This is a genomic window from Belliella alkalica (assembly GCF_022549785.1).
Lineage (GTDB): Bacteria > Bacteroidota > Bacteroidia > Cytophagales > Cyclobacteriaceae > Belliella > Belliella alkalica.
In genome coordinates, this window is the sequence record NZ_JAKZGO010000020.1 from 44835 (window position 1) to 66815 (window position 21981).

15 protein-coding genes and 2 rRNA genes are annotated in these 21981 nt (G+C 39.2%); 6 read left to right on the top strand and 11 right to left on the bottom strand.

Going from position 1 to position 21981, the window contains the following annotated elements:
* Positions 1–279: 279 nt before the first annotated feature.
* From MM213_RS17735 to MM213_RS17750, 4 genes are all read right to left on the bottom strand, one after another.
* Positions 280–1965, bottom strand: coding sequence for a L,D-transpeptidase family protein (locus MM213_RS17735; RefSeq protein WP_241414237.1), 1686 nt, complete (start codon positions 1963–1965; stop codon positions 280–282).
* 66 nt (positions 1966–2031) lie between these two features.
* Positions 2032–2880 (bottom strand): 3-deoxy-8-phosphooctulonate synthase, encoded by an 849-nt coding sequence (gene kdsA, locus MM213_RS17740; RefSeq protein WP_241414238.1) that lies wholly within the window; start codon positions 2878–2880, stop codon positions 2032–2034.
* The gene (locus tag MM213_RS17745) at positions 2873–3433 is read right to left on the bottom strand and encodes a KdsC family phosphatase (protein WP_241414239.1); all 561 of its coding nucleotides are present in this window, start codon (positions 3431–3433) and stop codon (positions 2873–2875) included. Before MM213_RS17745 ends, kdsA begins: the two co-directional genes overlap by 8 nt.
* Before the next feature lie 3 nt (positions 3434–3436).
* Positions 3437–4978 carry a bifunctional GNAT family N-acetyltransferase/carbon-nitrogen hydrolase family protein gene (locus MM213_RS17750; protein ID WP_241414240.1) on the bottom strand — a complete coding sequence of 514 codons (1542 nt, stop codon included), beginning with the start codon at positions 4976–4978 and terminating at the stop codon, positions 3437–3439.
* Positions 4979–5141: 163 nt separating this feature from the next.
* Here MM213_RS17750 and MM213_RS17755 point away from each other — a divergent pair, with 163 nt between their 5' ends.
* The 5 genes from MM213_RS17755 (at position 5142) to MM213_RS17775 (ending at position 11273) form a co-directional block, all read left to right on the top strand.
* Positions 5142–6044, top strand: coding sequence for a mechanosensitive ion channel family protein (locus MM213_RS17755; protein WP_241414241.1), 903 nt, complete (start codon positions 5142–5144; stop codon positions 6042–6044).
* A gap of 55 nt (positions 6045–6099) precedes the next feature.
* Positions 6100–7047, top strand: coding sequence for a hypothetical protein (locus MM213_RS17760; RefSeq protein WP_241414242.1), 948 nt, complete (start codon positions 6100–6102; stop codon positions 7045–7047).
* A gap of 114 nt (positions 7048–7161) precedes the next feature.
* Positions 7162–9936 carry a leucine--tRNA ligase gene (gene leuS, locus MM213_RS17765; protein WP_241414243.1) on the top strand — a complete coding sequence of 925 codons (2775 nt, stop codon included), beginning with the start codon at positions 7162–7164 and terminating at the stop codon, positions 9934–9936.
* A 145-nt stretch (positions 9937–10081) separates the two neighbouring features.
* Complete coding sequence (locus MM213_RS17770; RefSeq protein WP_241414244.1) at positions 10082–10399, top strand: hypothetical protein; 318 nt, start codon at positions 10082–10084, stop codon at positions 10397–10399.
* Positions 10400–10748: 349 nt separating this feature from the next.
* Positions 10749–11273 carry an FKBP-type peptidyl-prolyl cis-trans isomerase gene (locus tag MM213_RS17775; RefSeq protein ID WP_241414245.1) on the top strand — a complete coding sequence of 175 codons (525 nt, stop codon included), beginning with the start codon at positions 10749–10751 and terminating at the stop codon, positions 11271–11273.
* A 196-nt stretch (positions 11274–11469) separates the two neighbouring features.
* Here the strand turns inward: MM213_RS17775 and MM213_RS17780 are convergent, their stop codons facing one another.
* The 5 genes from MM213_RS17780 to MM213_RS17800 are packed head-to-tail and all read right to left on the bottom strand — an operon-like array spanning position 11470 to position 15739.
* Positions 11470–12423, bottom strand: coding sequence for an ABC transporter ATP-binding protein (locus MM213_RS17780; protein WP_241414246.1), 954 nt, complete (start codon positions 12421–12423; stop codon positions 11470–11472).
* Complete coding sequence (locus tag MM213_RS17785) at positions 12420–12773, bottom strand: MmcQ/YjbR family DNA-binding protein (RefSeq protein WP_241414247.1); 354 nt, start codon at positions 12771–12773, stop codon at positions 12420–12422. Before MM213_RS17785 ends, MM213_RS17780 begins: the two co-directional genes overlap by 4 nt.
* A gap of 32 nt (positions 12774–12805) precedes the next feature.
* Positions 12806–12997: a DUF6728 family protein gene (locus tag MM213_RS17790; protein WP_241414248.1), complete on the bottom strand. Its 192-nt coding sequence runs from the start codon at positions 12995–12997 to the stop codon at positions 12806–12808.
* A gap of 49 nt (positions 12998–13046) precedes the next feature.
* Entirely contained in the window at positions 13047–15026 is a 1980-nt protein-coding gene (ispG, locus tag MM213_RS17795; RefSeq protein ID WP_241414249.1) for a (E)-4-hydroxy-3-methylbut-2-enyl-diphosphate synthase, read from the bottom strand.
* Positions 15027–15031: 5 nt separating this feature from the next.
* Positions 15032–15739, bottom strand: coding sequence for an SDR family oxidoreductase (locus MM213_RS17800; RefSeq protein ID WP_241414250.1), 708 nt, complete (start codon positions 15737–15739; stop codon positions 15032–15034).
* Between the two features lie 128 nt (positions 15740–15867).
* Here MM213_RS17800 and MM213_RS17805 point away from each other — a divergent pair, with 128 nt between their 5' ends.
* Entirely contained in the window at positions 15868–18138 is a 2271-nt protein-coding gene (locus MM213_RS17805) for a helix-turn-helix domain-containing protein (RefSeq protein ID WP_241414251.1), read from the top strand.
* Positions 18139–19110: 972 nt separating this feature from the next.
* On the opposite strand, the gene rrf is transcribed toward MM213_RS17805, so the two are convergent.
* Together rrf and MM213_RS17815 are read right to left on the bottom strand one after the other, a co-directional pair.
* Positions 19111–19222 (bottom strand): 5S ribosomal RNA (gene rrf, locus MM213_RS17810).
* A gap of 110 nt (positions 19223–19332) precedes the next feature.
* Positions 19333–21981, bottom strand: a 23S ribosomal RNA gene (locus tag MM213_RS17815); the annotation flags it as partial.

The window sequence follows — 21981 nt, forward strand, 5'->3', positions numbered from 1 at the left end:
CTGAATTACAGTTGAATAAATATTCTTGCCGATTTGGAGTTTTTTTGTCATCCCATTTTTTTTTGCAAAATACTCTTCTCAACATTTATCCACTCAAAAACAGTTCCATCGAAAATAATTCAGAGATTGGAATGTTTGGGTTGGCTCCTGCTTTCAAAAATGGCTATTAGATATTTTGAATTAAAAACATCCTTACCATCAAAGCATATGTTGAGGCTTGGTCAAACTAAATAGCGTTTTAATCTATCGAAGTAGCAAGGAAGAAAACAGTAAACTAGATCAAGTTTTCCGAACTTGATCTAGCGCTTTGAGGATCTCCCCATCTCTGTCATAAATATCTCTTCTAAAACACTCCTGCCCTTTGGAATCAGCCCAATAAGTCAGGTAAAAGATTACAACCGGAATTTTTCTATCCAAAGTTACCACTCTCTCCTTTTTTTGTTTCATAGCTTCTCTGATCTTTACATCGGTCCATTGTGAATCAAAAGACAATAAAAGCTTTGCTAATTCGGCAGGATTCTGAAGTCTAATGCAACCATGGCTCAATGCCCTATCTTCTCTCGAAAACAAACTACGGCTTGGAGTATCATGGATATAAACACTGTATTGATTTGGAAACATGAATTTCACGAGACCTAAAGAATTTTGTTCTCCAGGTTCTTGTCGAATCATGTAAGGAAACTTCCTTGGATTGGTTTTTTGCCAATCTATAGTTGACGGATCTATAACCACCCCGGAGTTGTTTATTACGACCATATTTTTACTAGCCAAGTAATTAGGATTTCTCTTGATAGCGGGGATTATTTCATTTCTTGTTATTGAATTTGGTACTGTCCAAGTGGGACTGAACACGAGATAGGACATCTCTGCATCAAACTGGGGAGTAGCATGATAGCTTTTACCCACAATCACTTTTGAACTGAGCAAAGTGTCTCTTTTGGAAATAAAATCAAGTTGATAATTAGCTGTATTCACCAAAATAAGCTCTTGCTCCTTGATATCTGCCGAAAGCCATCTCAATCTCTCCATATTCACTTTTGCGGTGGCTATCAAGTCGCTTGGACTTTGATTTAAGGCATAAATTGTCCCCTGACCTATGACTCCATCAGCTTCCAACCCATGCCTTACCTGCAACTTTTTGATGCCCAACTCCATGATACTATCGTAGATTTTATCATCTCTGACAAAATCCTTGTCTATAAATTCCCAAAACATCAACCTAGATCTAATTTCATTAATCTGATTGTCTGAATCTCCGACTTTGATTGATTTGTCAATTTTAAGCTTTTTCCAACTTCCTATATATTTTGCATTGAATCTCTTTTCGTGATCATACATATACCTAAGTCCGTCCCTCATTCTCTTATAAATAGTAAATGTGGGATAAAGTTCTTCAAAGCTTTTTCTGATACTTCCTTTTGCTAAAGCTGTCACCAATCTATCACCGACTTGAAGCTCAGGCGCAGAGCGCTGTATGTTCCAAATTGATTTAAGATTAGCGGGGTTTACTTTACCTAAGTATAAATGTGAAGAAATAATCAAATAAGCATCACTCAGTAAAACATCAAGTGTGGCAAAATCATTAGGTAAAAACACCCCTTTCGACTTTCTCGAATTTTCATATTTCACAAAAAGCTCATTGATAGCTGACAAGTGATAATCGGCTGGATTGAGTCCATCAAATTGGATTTGCTGAATTTCATAGCGCATTTCATATGCTATTTCAGGTAAAACTTTTCCATCTGACCAAGCAGGCTCAAAAACCCTATCTCCATAAAAACTTTTAATTGTCACAGCACTGAACAACTCCTGCCCTGCTACCTTTTGATCTGATTCTGGACTGTCTTTTTCAATAAGGCTCCTGATCAAATCAGAGATTTCTACTTGATTATTCTGTGCAGACAAGTTACCGAACTGAAATCCAAGAAGGATGATAAACAGAAAATTAAGTCTAGTTTTCTTCATAACAACAAAATCCAAAATAAAAAGGGACTTACCTAATTTGAAGTCCCTTTTACATTATATTACTATCTATTTTACCGAGAAATCTTGATATTTTCTACCAAGTTCCCATGAATCTTTCAACATCTCCAAAAAGGCTTCCATTCTATCCAATGGTATCAAATTTGGGCCATCGCTCAAAGCTTTTGAGGGATCTGGATGTGTTTCTATAAAGAAACCATCAACGCCAGTGGCTGCTGCTGCTCTTGCCAAAAAAGGCGCAAATTCTCGCTGACCACCACTTGTCCCTCCTTGTCCTCCTGGCTGCTGAACACTATGTGTGATATCAAATACAACCGGCGCAAATTGACGCATTATTGGAAGGCCCCTCATATCAACTACCAAATTATGATAACCTAATGAAAAACCTCTTTCAGTAAGACAAACATTTTCATTACCGGTTGACCTAACTTTTGTGACTGCATATTGCATATCTTCTGGAGCCATAAACTGTCCCCTCTTGATTTTCACTGCTTTTCCTGTATTTCCTGCGGCTAAAAGCAGATCTGTTTGGCGACATAGAAATGCTGGAATCTGAAGCACATCTACGACTGCTGCTACTTCGGCTGCTTGATAACTTTCATGGATGTCTGTCACCAATGGTACATTCAATTGCTTCCCAACCCTTTGTAAAACTTCAAGAGACTTGTCCATCCCGATACTTCTGAATGAACCCGATGATGTCCTGTTTGCTTTGTCAAAAGACGCTTTGAAAACATACGAAAACCCGAACTTTTCAGCAAGCTCCTTTACTGTAGACCCGATTTCTATGCAAATATCAAAACTTTCTACAGCACATGGCCCTGCAAAAAGAACTGGTTTGTTTTCTCCTAAAACCACACTGTCTGTGATTTTCATTGGTTGTGTAATTCTATTCATTGCTTTGGTTCGCTAATTTCTCAATTATTTCTTCTAGTATTCCTTTAGAGATCAATACTATATCCCCTACTTCCCTAAACACCCCTTTTCCTCCATCCAAAGAGGAAACAAAGTGCACTTTGTCTTTGACATATGGAAGTGCATCTGCTGGACAAGCAGAAAGTCCGACCTGAGTGAGAATCGGTAGATCTATCAAATCATCACCTATATATGCGACACTTGAAAGATCAATTTCCAAAGTCTCCAAAACTTCTTTAAGTTTCCTGCCCTTGTCCTTGATTCCATGGTAGTGAAAATCAAAATTCAACTCCTCACATCGGTCTTCCACAACTTTTGACTTCCTACCTGTAATGGCTCCTACAAGAATTCCGTTTTTTCGAAGATGACTTACGATCAAGCCATCCTTGACATTGAATTTCTTTGACTCAAGACGGTTGTCATCATAAATAATTCCACCATCAGTAAGTACTCCATCTACGTCTGTGATTATCAGCCGAATTTCTTTGGCTTTCATTTTGATTTCCTCGGTCAATCCCGAGAGGTAATTTTGCATAGTTTATTTCTTTTTCTTCCAATGAATGGAATATAAATCCAACCTTCTTTGATCAAGATTTCTTACACTACCAGCTTTCCTTTGTTTGGTTAGTAGATCCAAATCCACATCTGCTACAATGGTTGTTTCGGCATTTTCCGAAGCCTGCGCTACCGTGGCATCGTGAGGAAAAGAAAAATCTGAAGGTGAGTAAATCGCTGCTTGGGAATACTGAATATCCATGTTTTCTACTCTTGGCAAATTTCCGACCGAACCTGTGATGGCAACATAACACTCATTCTCTACAGCTCTTGCCTTTGCACAAGTATTGACTCTTAAGAATGCGTTTTTTGTATCTGTCCAATAAGGCACAAATAAAATATCCATCTCTTGCTCTGCCAATATCCTTCCCAATTCAGGAAACTCCACATCATAACAGATCAAAATCCCAATTTTCCCTGCATCTGTATCAAACACTTTGATACCATTCCCTCCTTGCAAACCCCAATACGATTGCTCATCTGGAGTAATATGAAGCTTGTATTGCTTATCTACTGTCCCATCTCTTCTACATAAGTAGCTCACGTTTCTGAGTTTCTTTCCATCATATTCTGGCATACTTCCTGCGATGATATTTACATTGTAAGACAATGCCAAATCTCTCATCCTAGTAACAATCTCATCGGTATAATCAGCCAAATTCCTGATCGCTTCTGAAGCGTCCATGTCATTGAATTCCGCCAGCAATGGAGCGTTGAAAAACTCCGGTAGCAAGCAAAAGTCTGATTTGTAACCAGAGACTGTATCCACAAAAAACTCAACTTGCTGCATCAGATCATCTACATTGTTGAAGCGACGCATTTTCCACTGAACCAACCCCAGCCTAACAATTGATTTTTTGTTACCGATGAGTTTTTCATCTTTTTCGTAATAGATATTTATCCATTCCAGTAAAGTTGCATAAGCTCTGGAGTCTGTATCCTCGGGAAGATATTTTGTAATGACCTTCCTTACGTGAAATTCATTGGCAAGTTGAAAAGACAATACAGGATCGAAAATCTCCTTACTTTTCACCAAATCAATATATTTCCTTGGTGTCATCTGGTCATAATATTTCGAATAACCAGGGATTCTGCCACCTGCTATGATCGATCTTAGATTTAGATTTTCACACAATTCCTTTCTTGCATCATACAATCTACGGCCAAGACGCATTCCTCTATATTCTTTGTCAACAAAAACATCTGTTCCATACAAAGTATCACCTTCCGAATCATGTGTATCAAACTTCCCAAAACCAGTAATTTGATCATAAGTATGGTTATCTCCAAACTTCGCATAATCCACGATAAGGCTCAAAGCAGCTGCTACAACTTTCCCATTGTCTTCAATGCAAATTTGGCCTTCGGGAAAAACCTTTAATTGATTTTTCAATTCTTGGCGAGTCCAAGCACCTCCTGGTTCTTTATATATACTGACCATGATTTCTCTAATATCATCATAATCAGAAAGTTTTATATTCCTTAATTTTAAGCGGTGTTCTAATTCTTCTTTTTGCTTAGTCATATTACAAAATTAATCAATTTTCAATCAAATATTCTAAAACATCATTCTCCTCCATCCAATACCGAAGTTTATTCTGAATTTAGAACAATCTCTTTGCCAAATTGATAGATTAAAATATTCATGCTAATTTAGCGTGTAGTAAATATTAGAATACTTTTATAAAATGGAAGAAAAAATAAATAATTTTAAAAACAATACAGTTGCAGATTTTTTTGAATTCATGAATGAAATTTTAAGCTTTAAACTTTTTTCTATAGGCGAATCAAGTTTAACTGTAGGGCTACTTATTTCTCTTATATTTTCAGTATTCCTATTATTCTTTATTTCAGAATTGATAAGACGCTTTTTGTTAAAAAAAGTGTTGATAAAATATAAAATCGAAGCTGGCACAAGGCAATCTGTAGCCACAATAGTCAAATATCTAATTGTCATAGCTGGTTTGTTTTCAATACTTCAAACCAGCGGGATAGATCTTAGTGCGTTCGGAATTCTAGCTGGTGCATTGGGTGTCGGTATTGGTTTTGGATTGCAAAATATCACCAACAACTTCATCAGTGGCTTGATCATACTATTCGAACAACCTATAAAAGTTGGTGACAGAATAGAAGTTGGAGATATAGCAGGGGATGTAATTGTCATTTCTGCCAGATCAACCACAATTGTGACCAATGACAATATATCAGTAATCATCCCAAACAGCCAATTCATTGATAGCCAAGTAATCAACTGGTCCCATAATGATAGAAACATCAGGTTTAACTTTCCTGTTGGAGTTTCTTACAAAGAAAACCCTCAAAAAATCAAAGAAATATTAATCAAAGTAGCAAAAGAAAACTCCGGGGTTCTAAAAAGCCCTGAGCCTGATGTACTGTTTGATGAATTTGGAGACAATAGTTTGAATTTCACTTTGAGAGTCTGGTCTTCTGATTATATCAGTAAACCTAAAGTACTTAAGAGTCAACTATATTATGAAATTTTCAGAAAATTCAGTGAAGAAGGTGTAGAAATACCTTTCCCTCAAAGAGATATTCATATAATCTCTGGCGAAGAAAAATTGAAAAATTAAAGTTTATTACTTTATTTACGAATCTTTTCTTTCACCCAGATAAGAATTTTAAAATATGCAGAGACTGCTTAAATCATTAATAACTCTTGTTCTTCTTTATTTCATTTCTATCCAAGCATTCTCTCAAAGCTTATATAGATATAGATTTGAAGAGCCATGGTCAGTTTCTGCCTCGATTGGGCCAACTCAATATTTTGGTGAATTATATTCACTATGGAAATACAATGAGGGGGTTCAACCTGATTGGAATGCCAATGTAGCAGTAAGAAGAACTATGGGGACGAGGACACGCCTTAGAGCCGATTTTTCCTATTATCAAATCTCAGGACAAGATCCTCCTGCTGATCCTAGATCTAATAGATCCCCTAGAAATTTACACTTTAGAGCAAGAAATTTAGAAGCTTCGCTGATAGGTGAATACCATTGGAAACCAGTAAAGCTATATAATATCACCAGAAATTTCTTCAATCTCTATGCATTTGCAGGAGTTGGTGTATCTACCAATGATCCGAAGGCTAGATTGGATGGGGAATGGAAAGCACTTAGACCTTTACAGCTCGAAAACAATCCCTACAACAAATATATCATGGTTTTCCCAACGGGCATTGGGGCAAAATATAAGCTGAATGTCTACGCTGACCTCACATTGGAATTGAATTATAGGTGGACTTTGACCGATTATTTAGATGATATAAGTGCGTACAACGTGAGTGAGTTTTATCAAGACTTGATTGCCGATTACGGGACTTTTGGTGATGGCCCAAACCCTGATAGATTGCGATTAGCAATCCGTAACCCAAGATTTTTGGACGAAAATGGACGTCCTGCTGTTCAAGACATATTGAATAATGGAGGAAGAATAAGGCGTGGATCTGGTTTAGACGAGCGATTTGATGGATATTTGAGTTTGAATTTGGGAATAGAAATCTACCTTTCTCCAGATATTTGGGACAACTGGATTTTTAGAAATAGAATCAACGAGAAGAGATTTAGGTTCTGGTAACCTTTGTCTAATCAACAAAATACTCGATGAAGTATTGGTATTACTGCCGGCATTTACCACATATTTTTCTATTTTTGCAAGCAATTCATTATTTAAGTAAAGCATTCTTTCAAAATGGCTGATTATAATCCGCAGGTAATAGAAAAAAAATGGCAGGCTTACTGGGAACAAAACCAGATCTTCAATGCCAAAGTTGACAAAAGCAAACCTAAGTTTTACTCCTTGGATATGTTTCCGTATCCATCCGGTGCAGGACTTCATGTAGGACATCCACTAGGATATATTGCTTCTGACATCATCACGCGTTACAAAAGACTTCAGGGATTCAATGTGCTTCACCCAATGGGTTATGATTCATTTGGGCTTCCTGCTGAGCAATATGCCATCCAAACTGGCCAACATCCAGCCATTACTACCGAGGAAAATATCAAAAGATATACAGAACAGCTTAAGAATATTGGGTTTGCTTTCGATTGGGAAAAAGAAGTAAGAACATCCGATCCTGCATACTATCGCTGGACACAGTGGATATTCATGCAGCTATTCAATAGCTACTATGACAAGTCTGAAGACAAAGCCAAAGGGATAGGCGCCTTGATAGAGCATTTTGAGAAATCAGGAAATGCTGGGATCAATGCAGTCTGTGATGAAGATACGCCAGAATTTAATTCTGAGGATTGGGAGAATTTTTCTCCAAAACAAAAACAAGAAATCCTCCTAAAATACAGATTGACATTTTTAGCTGAAACAACCGTAAACTGGTGCGCAGCATTAGGAACCGTACTTTCCAATGATGAAGTAAAAGACGGTTTTTCGGAAAGAGGTGGCCATCCTGTAGAAAGAAAAAAAATGATGCAGTGGTCTATGAGGATCACGGCTTATGCAGATAGATTATTGAGAGGGTTGGACACTGTGGAGTGGACAGAACCTATCAAGGAGATGCAGCGGAATTGGATCGGAAAATCAAAGGGTGCGGAAATGGTTTTTGAAGTAAAAGGTCATGATAAGCAAATCAAGGTTTTCACAACTCGAATCGACACGATTTATGGTGTCACCTATTTGGCTTTGGCACCTGAACATGATTTTGTACAAGACTTAATCACAGAAGACCAGAGAAAAACTGCAGAAGCTTATGTGGAAGTCGCCAAAAACCGTTCGGAAAGAGATAGAATGACAGATGTCAAAACTATCTCAGGAGCATTCACAGGTTCCTACGCCATCAATCCTTTCAATGGAGAAGAAATCCAAGTTTGGATTGCTGACTATGTTTTGGCAGGGTATGGAACAGGAGCAGTGATGGCTGTACCTGCACATGATGAGAGGGATTATAACTTTGCCAAGCATTTTGGCTTGGAAATCCGCCAAGTGATAGAAGGAAGTATGGAAGAAGGTTCTTTCCCAGGAAAGGGCGGTATCATCATGAATTCAGATTTCCTATCGGGCTTGGAAATGCAGGCTGCGATGGATAAAGCCATTGAATTTGTAGAAGCTAGAAAAATAGGGAAGGGAAAAATCCAATTTAGGATGCGAGATGCGATTTTCACCAGACAACGCTATTGGGGAGAGCCACTTCCAGTATATTTCAAAGATGGTCTTCCATATTTGATTGAGGAAAAGGACTTGCCATTGGTATTGCCTGAGGTTGACAAATATTTACCTACTGAAGACGGAGAGCCACCTTTGGCAAGGGCGAAAGATTGGAACTACAAGACAACTGAAGGAGAATTTCCTTTGGAAAGAAGCACAATGCCAGGATGGGCTGGGTCAAGCTGGTACTTCCTACGCTATATGGATCCCAAAAATGAAGATAAATTTGTAGATCAAGAAATCGCCAAATATTGGGGTGCAGTAGATCTTTACATTGGTGGGGCTGAGCATGCTACAGGACACCTCTTGTACTCCAGATTTTGGACAAAATTCTTGTTTGACCTTGGTGTAATCGATATTGAGGAACCATTCCAAAAAATGATCAACCAAGGAATGATTCAAGGTAGATCCAATTTTGTGTATAGAGTAAAGGGGACAAATAAATTTGTCAGCTTAGGCTTGAAGGACCAATATGAAACTTCTGCAATGCATGTAGACGTCAACATTGTCCACAATGATCAATTGAACTTGGACAAATTCAAATCTTGGAGGCCTGATTTGGCGGATGCTGAATTCATACTTGAAGATGGCAAATACCACTGTGGTTCTGAAGTGGAAAAAATGTCTAAATCTAAATACAATGTTGTCAATCCAGATGACATCATAGAAAGATATGGTGCTGATACATTGAGATTGTACGAAATGTTCTTAGGACCATTAGAGCAATTTAAGCCTTGGAATACAAATGGAATCGATGGTGTTTCCAAGTTTTTGAAGAAACTTTGGAAGCTGTATCATAACAATGCCGGTGAAGTATCAATATCCAATGATGCTCCAAGCAAGGATGAGTTGAAAACACTTCACAAAACAATCAAAAAAACAGAAGAAGATCTAGAGAATTATTCTTTCAACACTTCAGTAGCTTCATTCATGATTTGTGTCAATGAATTGACAGCAATCAAATGTAACAAAAGAGCTATATTAGAACCACTTGCTGTGTTGGTATCTCCTTACGCCCCGCATATTGCCGAGGAGTTATGGGCTTTGTTGGGAAATACGGACTCTATTATCAAGGCTAGTTTCCCAGAATTCAAAGAAGAATATTTAGTGGAAAACAGCCATGAGTATCCAGTTTCCATCAATGGAAAAATGAGGACCAAACTTTCTCTTTCATTGAGTTTGACAAAGGAGGAAATAGAAAAAGCAGCTTTGGAGGACGAAACAGTTCAGAAATGGCTGGAAGGGAATGTACCGAAAAAGATGATCGTGGTACCAGGGAAGATTGTGAATATCGTAATCTAAAATTTATGTCCTTAGGGTAGGTTACGGAGTAATTTACCCTAAGGACATAAATTTTATTTTTCTAATGAGGTCATTTTTCTTTAATTTTAGATTTAAGTATCGAAAAATCCTGCCATTTTCCCTAATCTCCCTCAACGAAAATATTTTGAACAAGATTTTCTTCTCATTCGCTGCACTTCTAGCTTCCGGAATATTTACTTACTCTTATATTAGAGAGTGGGTCGGTATAAAATTCTTGGGAGAAAAAATCAATCTACAAACCGGAAATCCAGAGGCTCCCTATTTCCATGCATCGGAAAATTTATACCTTACAAATACACTTATTTTTGGGTTACTGTTTTTGACAATTTTCATATTGGCTGTTTACGCTTCTTGGAAGAAGAAAGAAGGCTTGGTTTTTTTATCTTTTGTACTAAGCATGCTATGTATCTTCCTCACCATGGTCAATGGGGCAATCAAATAAGGAAATGAAATGATTCTCAGGGCATTTATGAAAATAAATGTAACTTTGCATTCTGAAAAAATCATTATGAAATCGAGCATGATTCAAGCAAAACTTAGAAATATTTTATGAGCATCCGCAATGTCGCACGTATGGTAAGAAGTAGCTTATGATAAGAAGTAGCTTTGTAAGTTGCGGATACTCGTCATCAGACAACAGTTCACAGTCAACTCACAAATCGTACATCCAACAATCTATTGCTTGGCTACGTGCATGAAAGCGGATACACATAAGATAATTATCCACATTGCGAGATTCCATCGCCTGTCCCGACAAATCGGGATGACCATAGAAAAAGAATTATAAACACATGAAAATCACAAACAACTCAGTAGTAGGGCTTACCTATGAACTCAAAGTAAGCAAGGACGAGGAAGAAGTAGAATCAGCTCCATTCAGTGTAGAAGTAAGAGATGGCGAAGACCCATTCTTTTTCTTGTTTGGCAACAGCGGATTACCCGAGAAATTTGAAGAATTACTTGCCGGAAAAGCAAAAGGTGATAGCTTTAATTTCATCATCACAGCTGAAGATGCTTATGGTCAAGCGGATGAAGAAATGATCATGGCGCTCCCAAAAGACCAATTCAACTCACAAAACGGTTTTGAGCCAAACATGTTGGAAGAAGGGAATTTTCTTCCGCTTATAGATGAAAATGGCTTTCCTATGCAAGCAAAAGTAATCAAAGATCTTGGAGAAGAAATATTATTGGATTTCAACCATCCTTTGGTTGGATTTGACTTACATTTTGACGGTGAGGTGTTTGAAGTTAGAGAAGCTACTGAAGAAGAACTGGAACATGGTCATGTTCATGGCGAACACGGACACGAGCATTAAAAATATATGAGTATCCGCAATGTTGCACGTAGGGTAAGAAGTAGCTTTGTAAGTTGCGGATACTCGTCATCAGACAACAGTTCACAGTCAACACAAAAATCGTTCATCCAAAAATCTATTGCTTGGCTACGTGCAAGAAAGCGGATACACATGTAAAAATAAAGCCTCTGAAATCTTTTTTCAGAGGCTTTATTTTTTAAAATGAAATTTCCTTTTTTTCATCCCATCGTAGGCAAACTTTTTCTCCAAGCTCAAACATTCTTTTTTTGTCTTCAACGAGCCATTCCGCTCCATTTTCCAATCGTACATTTAGCTGATTGTAATGAACTAGATACTGTTTCTCTAGCACCTTTCCAGCTAGTCCCACACTTTTGAATAGCTGAATATCGGATGGTCTGATGTAAGTCTTTGGCTTTTCACTGACTAAATTCAAATGACTGAAAAGCTTGGCTGCATAGAGATTCTTAGGCTTTTCAAAAATAGACTCGGGCGAACCTTTTTGTAGTAACTTCCCTTTGTGCATCAGAACCAAAGAATCTGTCATTTGCAAAGCATCATCCAAATCGTGCGTAACAAAAATAACTGTTACCTCTAACTGTTTGAAAATAGTCTTCAACTCAACAATCAACTCCCTTCTTTGGATCGTATCCAAGCTGGAAAATGGCTCATCAAGCAAGATTACTTGTGGTTCTAAACTCAAAGCTCTTCCTATAGCTACCTTTTGCTGCTGCCCTCCCGAAAGTTGCCGGGGGAGTTTTGTACTAAATGCATCTAGACCCAACAATTTCAAAAGCTCATCGATCCTTTTCTTTTTATATGCCTTGTCATATTGAATCAAAGGCCGTCCAATATTTTCTTCTACGGTAGAATTAGGATACAAATGATATTCCTGAAACACCAATTGGATTTCGTCATAGCCAGGCACTAATTTTTCTTTGGGTGTCAGAATTTTTTCTTCTCCCAAAAACACCTCTCCTGAATTCTTATTTTCCAATCCTGCGATAATCCTTAAAAGTGTACTTTTGCCCGAACCGCTTTCTCCTATCAGTGAAACGATCTGACCTTTCGGTATTTCCAAAGAAAAATCTACGATCGCTGGCTTATCATTTTGATAAGTTTTTTGGACTGATTCGATTTTTAGGTAACTCATCCTTCTTGAATATTTTCTTTTACTTTCTTCGATAAGCTATCAAAAACCAAATCATACGAATGATCTACTAGCTGCAAAATAAATTTATCAGACAATCCCGAATTGAAAATCACTGTATTCCAATGCTTTTTATTCATATGATATCCTGGCACTATTGAATCATGCTTTTCACGCAGTTCTACAGCATACTCTGGTTCACATTTTAGATTTACACTTTCAAAAAGTTCTATATCAATTATTGCAAAAATCTTCCCTCCTACTTTAAAACATAGCGTATTGGCGTCGAAGGGTGTGTCTTCCGAGGCACCTGGTTTCGAAAGACAATATTCTCTGAAGAAAGTGATATTCATTTTTTCGATATTCTTTTTGCTAAGTTAAGCAATCAGAATAATCTCTTGGCAATCCAAATGAGAATTGCAGCTAAAAACATCAAAATCGATATCTTGTTGATTCCATGCATCATTCTAAGGTTGAAGTTGCTTTTTTGATTCGGATCAGGCTTTTGGAATACCCTTACAAAATAATTTCCCAACTCACCTAACTGAAAGAACTCTTTTAATCTGCTATTTGCCATAATAAATTTATTTGTAGAACAGAGTGTTGACATCGATTTGAAAATCAATTTACACTTCAGGTTCTATCCACATCCCATCTTTTCTGATTATTTCAATCAATTCATCTACTGCTTTCTCCGAAGGAACAGAGCGTTTCACAACTTCTTTACCCTTGTAAAGGGTGATTTTTCCTTTTCCGGACCCAACATATCCAAAGTCCGCATCAGCCATCTCTCCAGGTCCATTGACTATACAACCCATAATTCCAATTTTCACACCTTTAAGATGATCTGTTCTTTTGCGGATCATCGCTGTAGTCTCCTGTAGATCGAACAAAGTTCTGCCACATGAAGGGCAAGAAATATATTCTGTCTTGGACATACGTGTTCTCGCGGCTTGTAAAACACCGAAGCTGATTGAATTATGTAACTTGATCTGATCCAGAATAGTTTCTCTTTTCGAGTCATTATTATTTGAAGCATCGATCATCACACCTTCTCCAAGACCATCTATCAACAAACCTCCAACATCAGTTGCTGCATATAGCATAATCTGATCTTGACTTTTTTCTTTATAGATAACTTTCGGTACAACTGGAACCTGAACATTATTTTCCAAGAATACAACAAAGGCCCTTCTCAAGGCTGCATAGTTGTGGGTGTTTTCACTTGAAAGAATGACTACTACGTCTTTTCTACCCTCCAATACTTTCACAGCATCTTCCACTTCCAAATCTGAAATCATCAGGAAATTCAATCCAAAATGAAAGCTTTTTGAGACCTTAAATTCATCCAAAGTGTATGCTGGAAACTTATTCTCTTTGTCTTCAGACTTTTCCCAAATTGAAAAATATTGAATTTCTTTCATGCCATTTGGAAGCATAAATGGAATAGGGTTAGATCCAGAAAAAACATAATCCGCACCTTGATCATTCATTTTCCACTTGTCTAATTCTGGCAAGTAGAAATGACCAACTTGCTTCATTTCCTTTGGCTGGACACCTTCGATCGATGAAATGTCCGTAATTACCCGAGGAACATTTCCTCCTCCGAAATTGAACACTTCAATTGTCTCTCTCTTATTATACTCAAATGGGGAAATAGGGAAATGTTTGATATCTGAAATCTTGGCATGACCTGCTCTATTGAGATATCTATCTACCAAAGCTTTGGCTACCGGCGCTTCGAACTCTGGATCTTCCGTCAATGAAACCCTAACTGTATCTCCCAATCCATCTTCCAATAAAGTACCTATCCCTACTGCGGACTTGATCCTTCCATCTTCACCATCACCAGCTTCTGTCACACCAAGATGCAATGGATATGGCTTGAAACCACCTTCTTCAAGCTTTTGAACAAGCAATCTGTATGCTTGCACCATTACCTGCGTGTTGGAAGATTTCATAGAAATCACAATGTCATAATATCCTTCATCCTCACAAATCCTCAAAAATTCCAAAGCAGACTCAACCATTCCCAATGGGGTATCTCCGTATCGACTCATAATTCTATCAGAGAGAGAACCATGATTGGTACCGATTCTCATAGCAGTACCGTGCTCCTTGCAGATTTTCACCAAAGGCAAAAATCGCTCTTTGATCCGATCCAATTCCTCCTGATAGCTTTCGTCAGTATATTCAATTACCTCAAATTTCTTTTTATCGGCATAATTCCCTGGGTTGATTCTTACTTTTTCTACAATAGTTGCAGCAATTTCAGCTGCATTTGGTGTAAAATGTATATCTGCTACCAAAGGTGTATTATATCCCCTTTTCCTTAATTCATCTTTAATCAGCTGAAGGTTTTCAGCCTCTTTCATGCTTGGAGCTGTAATCCTAATCAGCTGGCAGCCACTATCTATCATTCTGATGCATTGCTCTACTGAACCCATCGTATCCATAGTATCTACAGTGGTCATAGATTGCACCACTATAGGATTATCTCCACCAATGATGACATCGCCTACTTTGACTGGAATCGTCTTTCTCCTTGAATAGTTAGTAAGGCTATTACAATATTTAATCTTATCCAATAGTGCTTTGGTTTCCATAAATTTTACAAATCTCCTAATTGTGGCCTAATTACTATTTCTTCAACAACTGAGTTTGGAGAAAGGTTGTATGCTCCCCATATTGATTCTGCAACATCTTCTGACTTCATAAACCTTTCTTCAGGAATATCTACCCCTGCCCAACTTGCCGTGAATGTAGCTCCAGGTAAAACAGAAGTCACTTTGATATTGAAATCTTTCAATTCTTGTCTTAAGCATTTTGTGAATCCTAGCATAGCCCACTTTGAGATTGCATAGCTACCACCGTTTGTGTATGCTGTAAGACCTGCTATTGACCCTATTGAGAAAATATGACCTGCCTTTTTCTCAATAAACTCAGGCGTAAATGCTCTTGTCAAATAGTAAGCGGAATACAAATTAGTCTGAATCATCAACTCCAAATTGCCATCCGGCTCTGAATGAATAGCTCCCGGCAAAAACACTCCAGTATTGTTGATCAACACATCTGGACAGCCAATATTTTCTTTTACTTTCTCTGAAAAACTCATTACTTCTTCCTTCTTAGAAAGATCTGCCTTTATCGTAAAAATGGATTGGTTTGGGAACTTACGCTGGAAATCAGCTTTCAATTCCGCCAAATCACTTTCATTTCTCGAACAAGTGGATACAGAAAAACCTTCTTGGCCAAACTTTTCAATTATCGCTCGACCAATACCTTTTGTCCCACCTGTGACTAAAATATGTTTTGACATTTAATTCGTGTTTTAATAGTTAGTATGACAACTATTTAATGGGAACAAAGTTACATTATTTTAAAAACTTTTCGAACTTAATGTTTTTTTACTCGGTCAATTTTCATTTTTGTAGTAAATTTATTTTTATGGAGATTCAGACCACAGACAGATTAGAGCTTGCAGCACATTTTGTCAATAGTACAAACAGTCCTATATTTTTAACAGGAAAAGCAGGCACGGGTAAAACGACATTTTTGAGAAATCTTGCTGAAATCACGCACAAGACCTATGTGATTCTTGCCCCTACTGGTATTGCTGCTTTGCATGCCAAAGGAGTGACCATTCACTCGCAATTTCTCTTACCATTTGGATCATTTTTGCCTACAAGGGAACCTGAGGGTAATTTCACAAATAGTGGGAATTTTTATACGCAGTACAGCCTTGGAAGAAGGCATACTTTGAATAGTGCAAGAAAAAAAGTCCTTAAATCCGTAGAACTTTTAATTATTGATGAGGTCAGTATGCTTAGAGCGGATGTATTGGACGCCATAGATTACCGAATGAAAAGCGTCAAAAGAAACTTTGATGAACCATTTGGAGGTGTTCAAGTACTGATGATAGGGGACTTATTCCAACTTCCTCCAATTGTCAAAGATGAAGAATGGCAAGTTTTGGGTAAATTTTATAAAAGTATGCATTTTTTTGAAGCTAAGGCGCTTCAAAGTTCAGGCTTGGTCTATATTGAACTTAATAAGATCTTCAGGCAAAAAGATGACCAATTCATTCAAATCTTGAATAACCTTAGAGAAAACAAAACCACTCAAGAGGATATTTCTTTTCTCAATAAATTTTTCAAGACAGAGGAGGAAATAAAAAATCTGAAAGACAACATCATCATTACCACACACAATTACAAAGCAGAAGCTCACAATCAAAAAGAACTAGGGTTATTGAAAGGGAAATCGCATTTTTTCGAAGCAGAAATAAAAAACGAGTTTCCAGAAAGCATCTATCCAATCCCAAAAACACTCGAGTTGAAAGAGGGAGCACAAGTGATGTTTATTAAAAATGACAGCAGTGGGTTCTCCGAGTTTTTTAACGGGAAAATGGCGATTGTCAAAAGCATCTATGATGATGAAATCAAAGTGGTGATGACTGATACTAAATTAGAGTATATGCTCAAAAAAGAGACATGGGAAAACAAAAGGTATGGCATCAAGGAAGAAACAAAAGAGCTGCAGGAAGAGGTCATTGGTACCTTTGAGCAATATCCAATAAAACTAGCATGGGCAGTAACAGTCCATAAAAGCCAAGGTCTAACCTTTGAGAAAGCTATCATTGATATCGGTCAAGCTTTTGCGCCAGGACAGGTTTATGTAGCATTGAGTAGGCTTAGGGGTTTGGATGGATTGACTTTGAGAACAAAGATCCAGTCAAATATAATCAGTTCGGACCATCAAGCCATTGTATTTACCAAACAAACAAGTTCAAGTCAGCAGCCTTTGGAAATACTTATAAAAGATCATCAATATCTTTACATTCAAAAGCTACTTGTGAATACTTTCGATTTTTCACCTATCATTGAAAATATGGAGGCGTTTGCAAAAGAGAACGATAGTACGATGGAGTTTGAAGATCCTGAAATGCGTACAGCTATCTCAAAAATATACGATTCTATCCTTGTAGAAGGTGAGAATACTTATAAATTCCAAAGACAATTAATCTATCTATTGCAACAAAAGGAGGAAAACCATTTATTGGAAAGGTTAGAAAAAGGTAGTCAATACTATTTCAGATTACTAAAAGATGTTTTGAAACAATTAATGTATCATGCTGCAGAAGTTGAAAGGTACTCCAAAACAAAAACTTATCTAGATGGAATATCAGAGATAGAGATAATACTTTTAAAAAAATTAAGTGAGTTACAAAAGATCACATTTTTAGTTCCTGCGATATTAAACGGAGAAGAAATAGGAAAAATGTCTGATGTTACAAAAAATTTGGTTCACCTAAGAATTGGTCTAGCGCAAGAAGCTAAACAAGCTGCTAAAGACAACCCTAAATTTACGACAAGTAAAACTGGTAGAAAAAAGAAGAAAGCAGAAGGACCTAATATCAAGTTGGAAAAAGGAGAAACATTTGAGATTACCTACACACTAAGTCTTGAAGGGAAAAGTGTTGAAGAGATTGCAGCCTATAGAGGACTTGCAGAATCAACCATCAAAGGACATTTAGCAAAAGGTATCACCGCAGGAAAAGTAGATATATTCAATCATCTTTCTGAAGAACTTGTAAAGGAAATAACTATTTTGCTTGAGTTGGAAGATGGAGAACTTGGAATAATAAGAGAAAAAAATCCTGGGAAATACGATTTTGGAACATTAAGAATGGTCGCTGCACATTTGGCAAGGGATTGATTCTAACCTTTGAAGCTTCAAAAATCTCAAAAGTTAGGTCAAGAATCCTTTGAGGTTTCAAAAACCTCGAAGGATTTAGAACAGAGGTTGTCTTTTTATAATTTAACATCATTATAAAAAATAAAAACCTTCGAGGTTTGAAAAAAAGCTCAAAGATTAGTTCAGTAAACCTTCGAGGTTAAAAAAAACCTCAAAGGTTAGGTCAATAAACCTTTGAGGTTTCAAAAACCTCGAAGGTTTTCCCCCATATCTTTCTGCTATATTTTTAATCTAAACATCCTTCATCACTCCGGCCAACCCAAAAAAGCTATCCCATCACATACATCTCCAAAATTAAAAACCTTACACGCTTCTGCGTGAACCATCACATTCTCTCAAAATCTTTCTACGTCACTAAATGAACCCCAATAACCTTCGAGGTTTAAAAAAAACCTCGAAGGTTGGGTCAATAAACCTTTGAGGTTTCAAAAACCTCGAAGGTTTTCCCCCATATCTTTCTGCTAAATTTTTAAGTCTAAACATCCTTCATCACTCCGGCCAATCCAAAAAAGCTATCCCATCACATACATCTCCCAGATTAAAAACCTTACACGCTTCTGCGTGAACCATCACATTCTCTCAAAATCTTTCTACGTCTCTAAATGAACCCCAATAACCTTCGAGGTTTAAAAAAAACCTCAAAGGTTGGGTCAATAAACCTTTGAGGTTTCAAAAACCTCGAAGGTTTCCCCCCTTGTCTTTCTGCTAAATTTTTAAGTCTAAACATCCTTCATCACTGCGGCCAATCCAAAAAAAAACAATACCGTCACATATTTCTCCCAGATTAAAAACCTTACGCGCCTCTGCGGCTCTGCGTGAACCATCCCTTTCCCCAAAAATCTGCGCCCCTCTGCATTCTTGGCGAGATCTTTCAGCCTGGGGTTTAAACGCAAAAAAGCCAGTCGCGAATGCTATCGTGACTGGCTTTGAATAATGTGGCGGCGACCTACTCTCCCGGGTGTAACCCCAGTACCATCGGCGCTGCAGGGCTTAACTTCTCTGTTCGGGATGGGAAGAGGTGGGMCCCCTGCGCTAGGCCGCCTAAATCTTTGGACTTTTTGATATAGCATATTCGACTCTCGTCTAATATCTAAAATCTTGCGTCCTATGTCTTAAATTCACAACAAGTGTACAGAAAATTGAATGGGTAGACCTTACGGTAAGTTTTCGGGCAATTAGTACAGCTCAGCTATGTCATCTCTGACTTTACACCTGCTGCCTATCAACGTCATCGTCTCTGACGGCCCTGTTTGGAAGTCTCATCTTGGAGGGAGTTTCGCACTTAGATGCTTTCAGCGCTTATCTCTTCCCGACGTAGCTACCCGGCAATGCAATTGGCATCACAACCGGTACACCAGCGGTCAGGGACCGAACTGTCTCACGACGTTCTGAACCCAGCTCGCGTGCCACTTTAATGGGCGAACAGCCCAACCCTTGGGACCTTCTCCAGCCCCAGGATGTGACGAGCCGACATCGAGGTGCCAAACCTCCCCGTCGATATGAGCTCTTGGGGGAGATCAGCCTGTTATCCCCAGAGTACCTTTTATCCTTTGAGCGACGGCCCTTCCATACGGTACCGCCGGATCACTATACCCGTGTTTCCACCCTGCTCGGCTTGTCGGCCTTACAGTCAAGCTCCCTTATGCTATTGCACTCCACGTACGGTTACCAAGCGTACTGAGGGAACCTTTGGAAGCCTCCGTTATCCTTTTGGAGGCGACCACCCCAGTCAAACTACCCACCAAGCAATGTCCCCCGTATACACGGGGTTAGATACCAAGCAAACAAAGGGTGGTATTTCAACGGCGACTCCTCAACGCCTAGCGACGCCAATTCACAGTCTCCCACCTATCCTACACATCGTTTACCCAATACCAATACTAAGCTGCAGTAAAGGTTCATGGGGTCTTTCCGTCCCGTTGCGGGTACGCGGCATCTTCACCGCGACTACAATTTCACCGAGCTCATGGCTGAGACAGTGCCCAGATCGTTACACCATTCGTGCAGGTCGGAACTTACCCGACAAGGAATTTCGCTACCTTAGGACCGTTATAGTTACGGCCGCCGTTTACCGGGGCTTCAATTCAGCGCTTCTCTTGCGATAACGCCCCCTCTTAACCTTCCGGCACCGGGCAGGTGTCAGGCCTTATACTTCGTGTTGCCACTTCGCAAAGCCATGTGTTTTTGCTAAACAGTCGCCTGGGCCTTTTCACTGCGGCCTCCCACATTGCTGTGGGTAGGCGCCCCTTCTCCCGAAGTTACAGGGCCATTTTGCCGAGTTCCTTAGCCATGATTCACTCGAGCACCTCAGGATTCTCTCCTTGACCACCTGTGTCGGTTTGCGGTACGGGTCAATATGCTCTTAACGCTAGAAGTTTTTCTTGGAAGCACTTAGGACAACTATCCGATTGTCCGTAGACGCTCGGTACTATCACCTTCGGCTAAAACCACGCATTTAACTATGGTTCCAATACCTACAAGCTTTAACCCGGTATTCCGTCACCGGGCGTGTCTTTCATCACTCCGTCACTCCATCACCTGCATATCAAGTATGGGAATATTAACCCATTTGCCATCGACTACGCCTCTCGGCTTCGCCTTAGGTCCCGACTGACCCTGATCCGATTAGCGTTGATCAGGAAACCTTGGTCTATCGGTGTGCGGGTTTCTCGCCCGCATTATCGTTACTTATGCCTACATTTGCTTTTCCAAAAGCTCCAGTGCACATCGCCATGCACATTCACTGCCGTTGGAATGCTCCCCTACCACTGATAATAAATATCAATCCTACGCTTCGGTATTACACTTGATGCCCGATTATTATCGACGCCCTGCCGCTCGACCAGTGAGCTGTTACGCACTCTTTAAAGGAATAGCTGCTTCCAAGCTAACCTCCTGGCTGTCTCTGCAGCTGGACCACCTTTGTTCAACTTAGTGTAAATTTTGGGACCTTAGCGGTAGGTCTGGGTTCTTTCCCTCTCGGACACGGACCTTAGCACCCATGCCCTCACTGCCGTTACTATATGCCGGCATTCGGAGTTCGTCAGGATTTGGTAGGATATGACTCCCCCTAGTCCTATCGGTAGCTCTACCTCCGGCATACATTCCACGACGCTGTTCCTAAAAACATTTCGGGGAGTACGAGCTATTTCTCAGTTTGATTGGCCTTTCACCCCTACCCACAGATCATCCGGAAACTTTTCAACGTTTATCGGTTCGGTCCTCCACTCTGTTTTACCAGAGCTTCAACCTGTCCATGGGTAGATCACAAAGTTTCGCGTCTACCGCCACTGACTAAAACGCCCTATTCAGACTCGCTTTCGCTCCGGCTGCGGATCTTAAACCCTTAACCTTGCCAGTGACGAGTAACTCGTAGGCTCATTATGCAAAAGGCACGCCGTCACCAAATCGCTTGGCTCCGACCGCTTGTAAGCGCACGGTTTCAGGTTCTATTTCACCCCGTTATTCACGGTACTTTTCACCTTTCCCTCACGGTACTTGTTCACTATCGGTCTCTCAGGAGTATTTAGCCTTTCCGGATGGTGCCGGATAATTCAATCGGGATTTCTCCTGTCCCGACCTACTCAGGATACCAATCCAATCACATACCCTTCCCCTATGGGACTATCACCCGCTTTGGTTTGCCTTCCCAGACAACTCAAGTCAGGTATGTTCTCTTTTTATCGGTCCTATAMCCCCGAACCTGCCGTAACAGATCCGGTTTGGGCTGCTCCGCTTTCGCTCGCCACTACTCACGGAATCACTGTTGTTTTCTCTTCCTCCGGGTACTTAGATGTTTCAGTT

Bases quoted from the DNA above. Each gene is read 5' to 3' on its own strand.
- MM213_RS17735 (WP_241414237.1), bottom strand. From the start codon at position 1,965: ATGAAGAAAACTAGACTTAATTTTCTGTTTATCATCCTTCTTGGATTT.
- kdsA (WP_241414238.1), bottom strand. From the start codon at position 2,880: ATGAATAGAATTACACAACCAATGAAAATCACAGACAGTGTGGTTTTA.
- MM213_RS17745 (WP_241414239.1), bottom strand. From the start codon at position 3,433: ATGCAAAATTACCTCTCGGGATTGACCGAGGAAATCAAAATGAAAGCC.
- MM213_RS17750 (WP_241414240.1), bottom strand. From the start codon at position 4,978: ATGACTAAGCAAAAAGAAGAATTAGAACACCGCTTAAAATTAAGGAAT.
- MM213_RS17755 (WP_241414241.1), top strand. From the start codon at position 5,142: ATGGAAGAAAAAATAAATAATTTTAAAAACAATACAGTTGCAGATTTT.
- MM213_RS17760 (WP_241414242.1), top strand. From the start codon at position 6,100: ATGCAGAGACTGCTTAAATCATTAATAACTCTTGTTCTTCTTTATTTC.
- leuS (WP_241414243.1), top strand. From the start codon at position 7,162: ATGGCTGATTATAATCCGCAGGTAATAGAAAAAAAATGGCAGGCTTAC.
- MM213_RS17775 (WP_241414245.1), top strand. From the start codon at position 10,749: ATGAAAATCACAAACAACTCAGTAGTAGGGCTTACCTATGAACTCAAA.
- MM213_RS17780 (WP_241414246.1), bottom strand. From the start codon at position 12,423: ATGAGTTACCTAAAAATCGAATCAGTCCAAAAAACTTATCAAAATGAT.
- MM213_RS17785 (WP_241414247.1), bottom strand. From the start codon at position 12,773: ATGAATATCACTTTCTTCAGAGAATATTGTCTTTCGAAACCAGGTGCC.
- MM213_RS17790 (WP_241414248.1), bottom strand. From the start codon at position 12,997: ATGGCAAATAGCAGATTAAAAGAGTTCTTTCAGTTAGGTGAGTTGGGA.
- ispG (WP_241414249.1), bottom strand. From the start codon at position 15,026: ATGGAAACCAAAGCACTATTGGATAAGATTAAATATTGTAATAGCCTT.
- MM213_RS17800 (WP_241414250.1), bottom strand. From the start codon at position 15,739: ATGTCAAAACATATTTTAGTCACAGGTGGGACAAAAGGTATTGGTCGA.
- MM213_RS17805 (WP_241414251.1), top strand. From the start codon at position 15,868: ATGGAGATTCAGACCACAGACAGATTAGAGCTTGCAGCACATTTTGTC.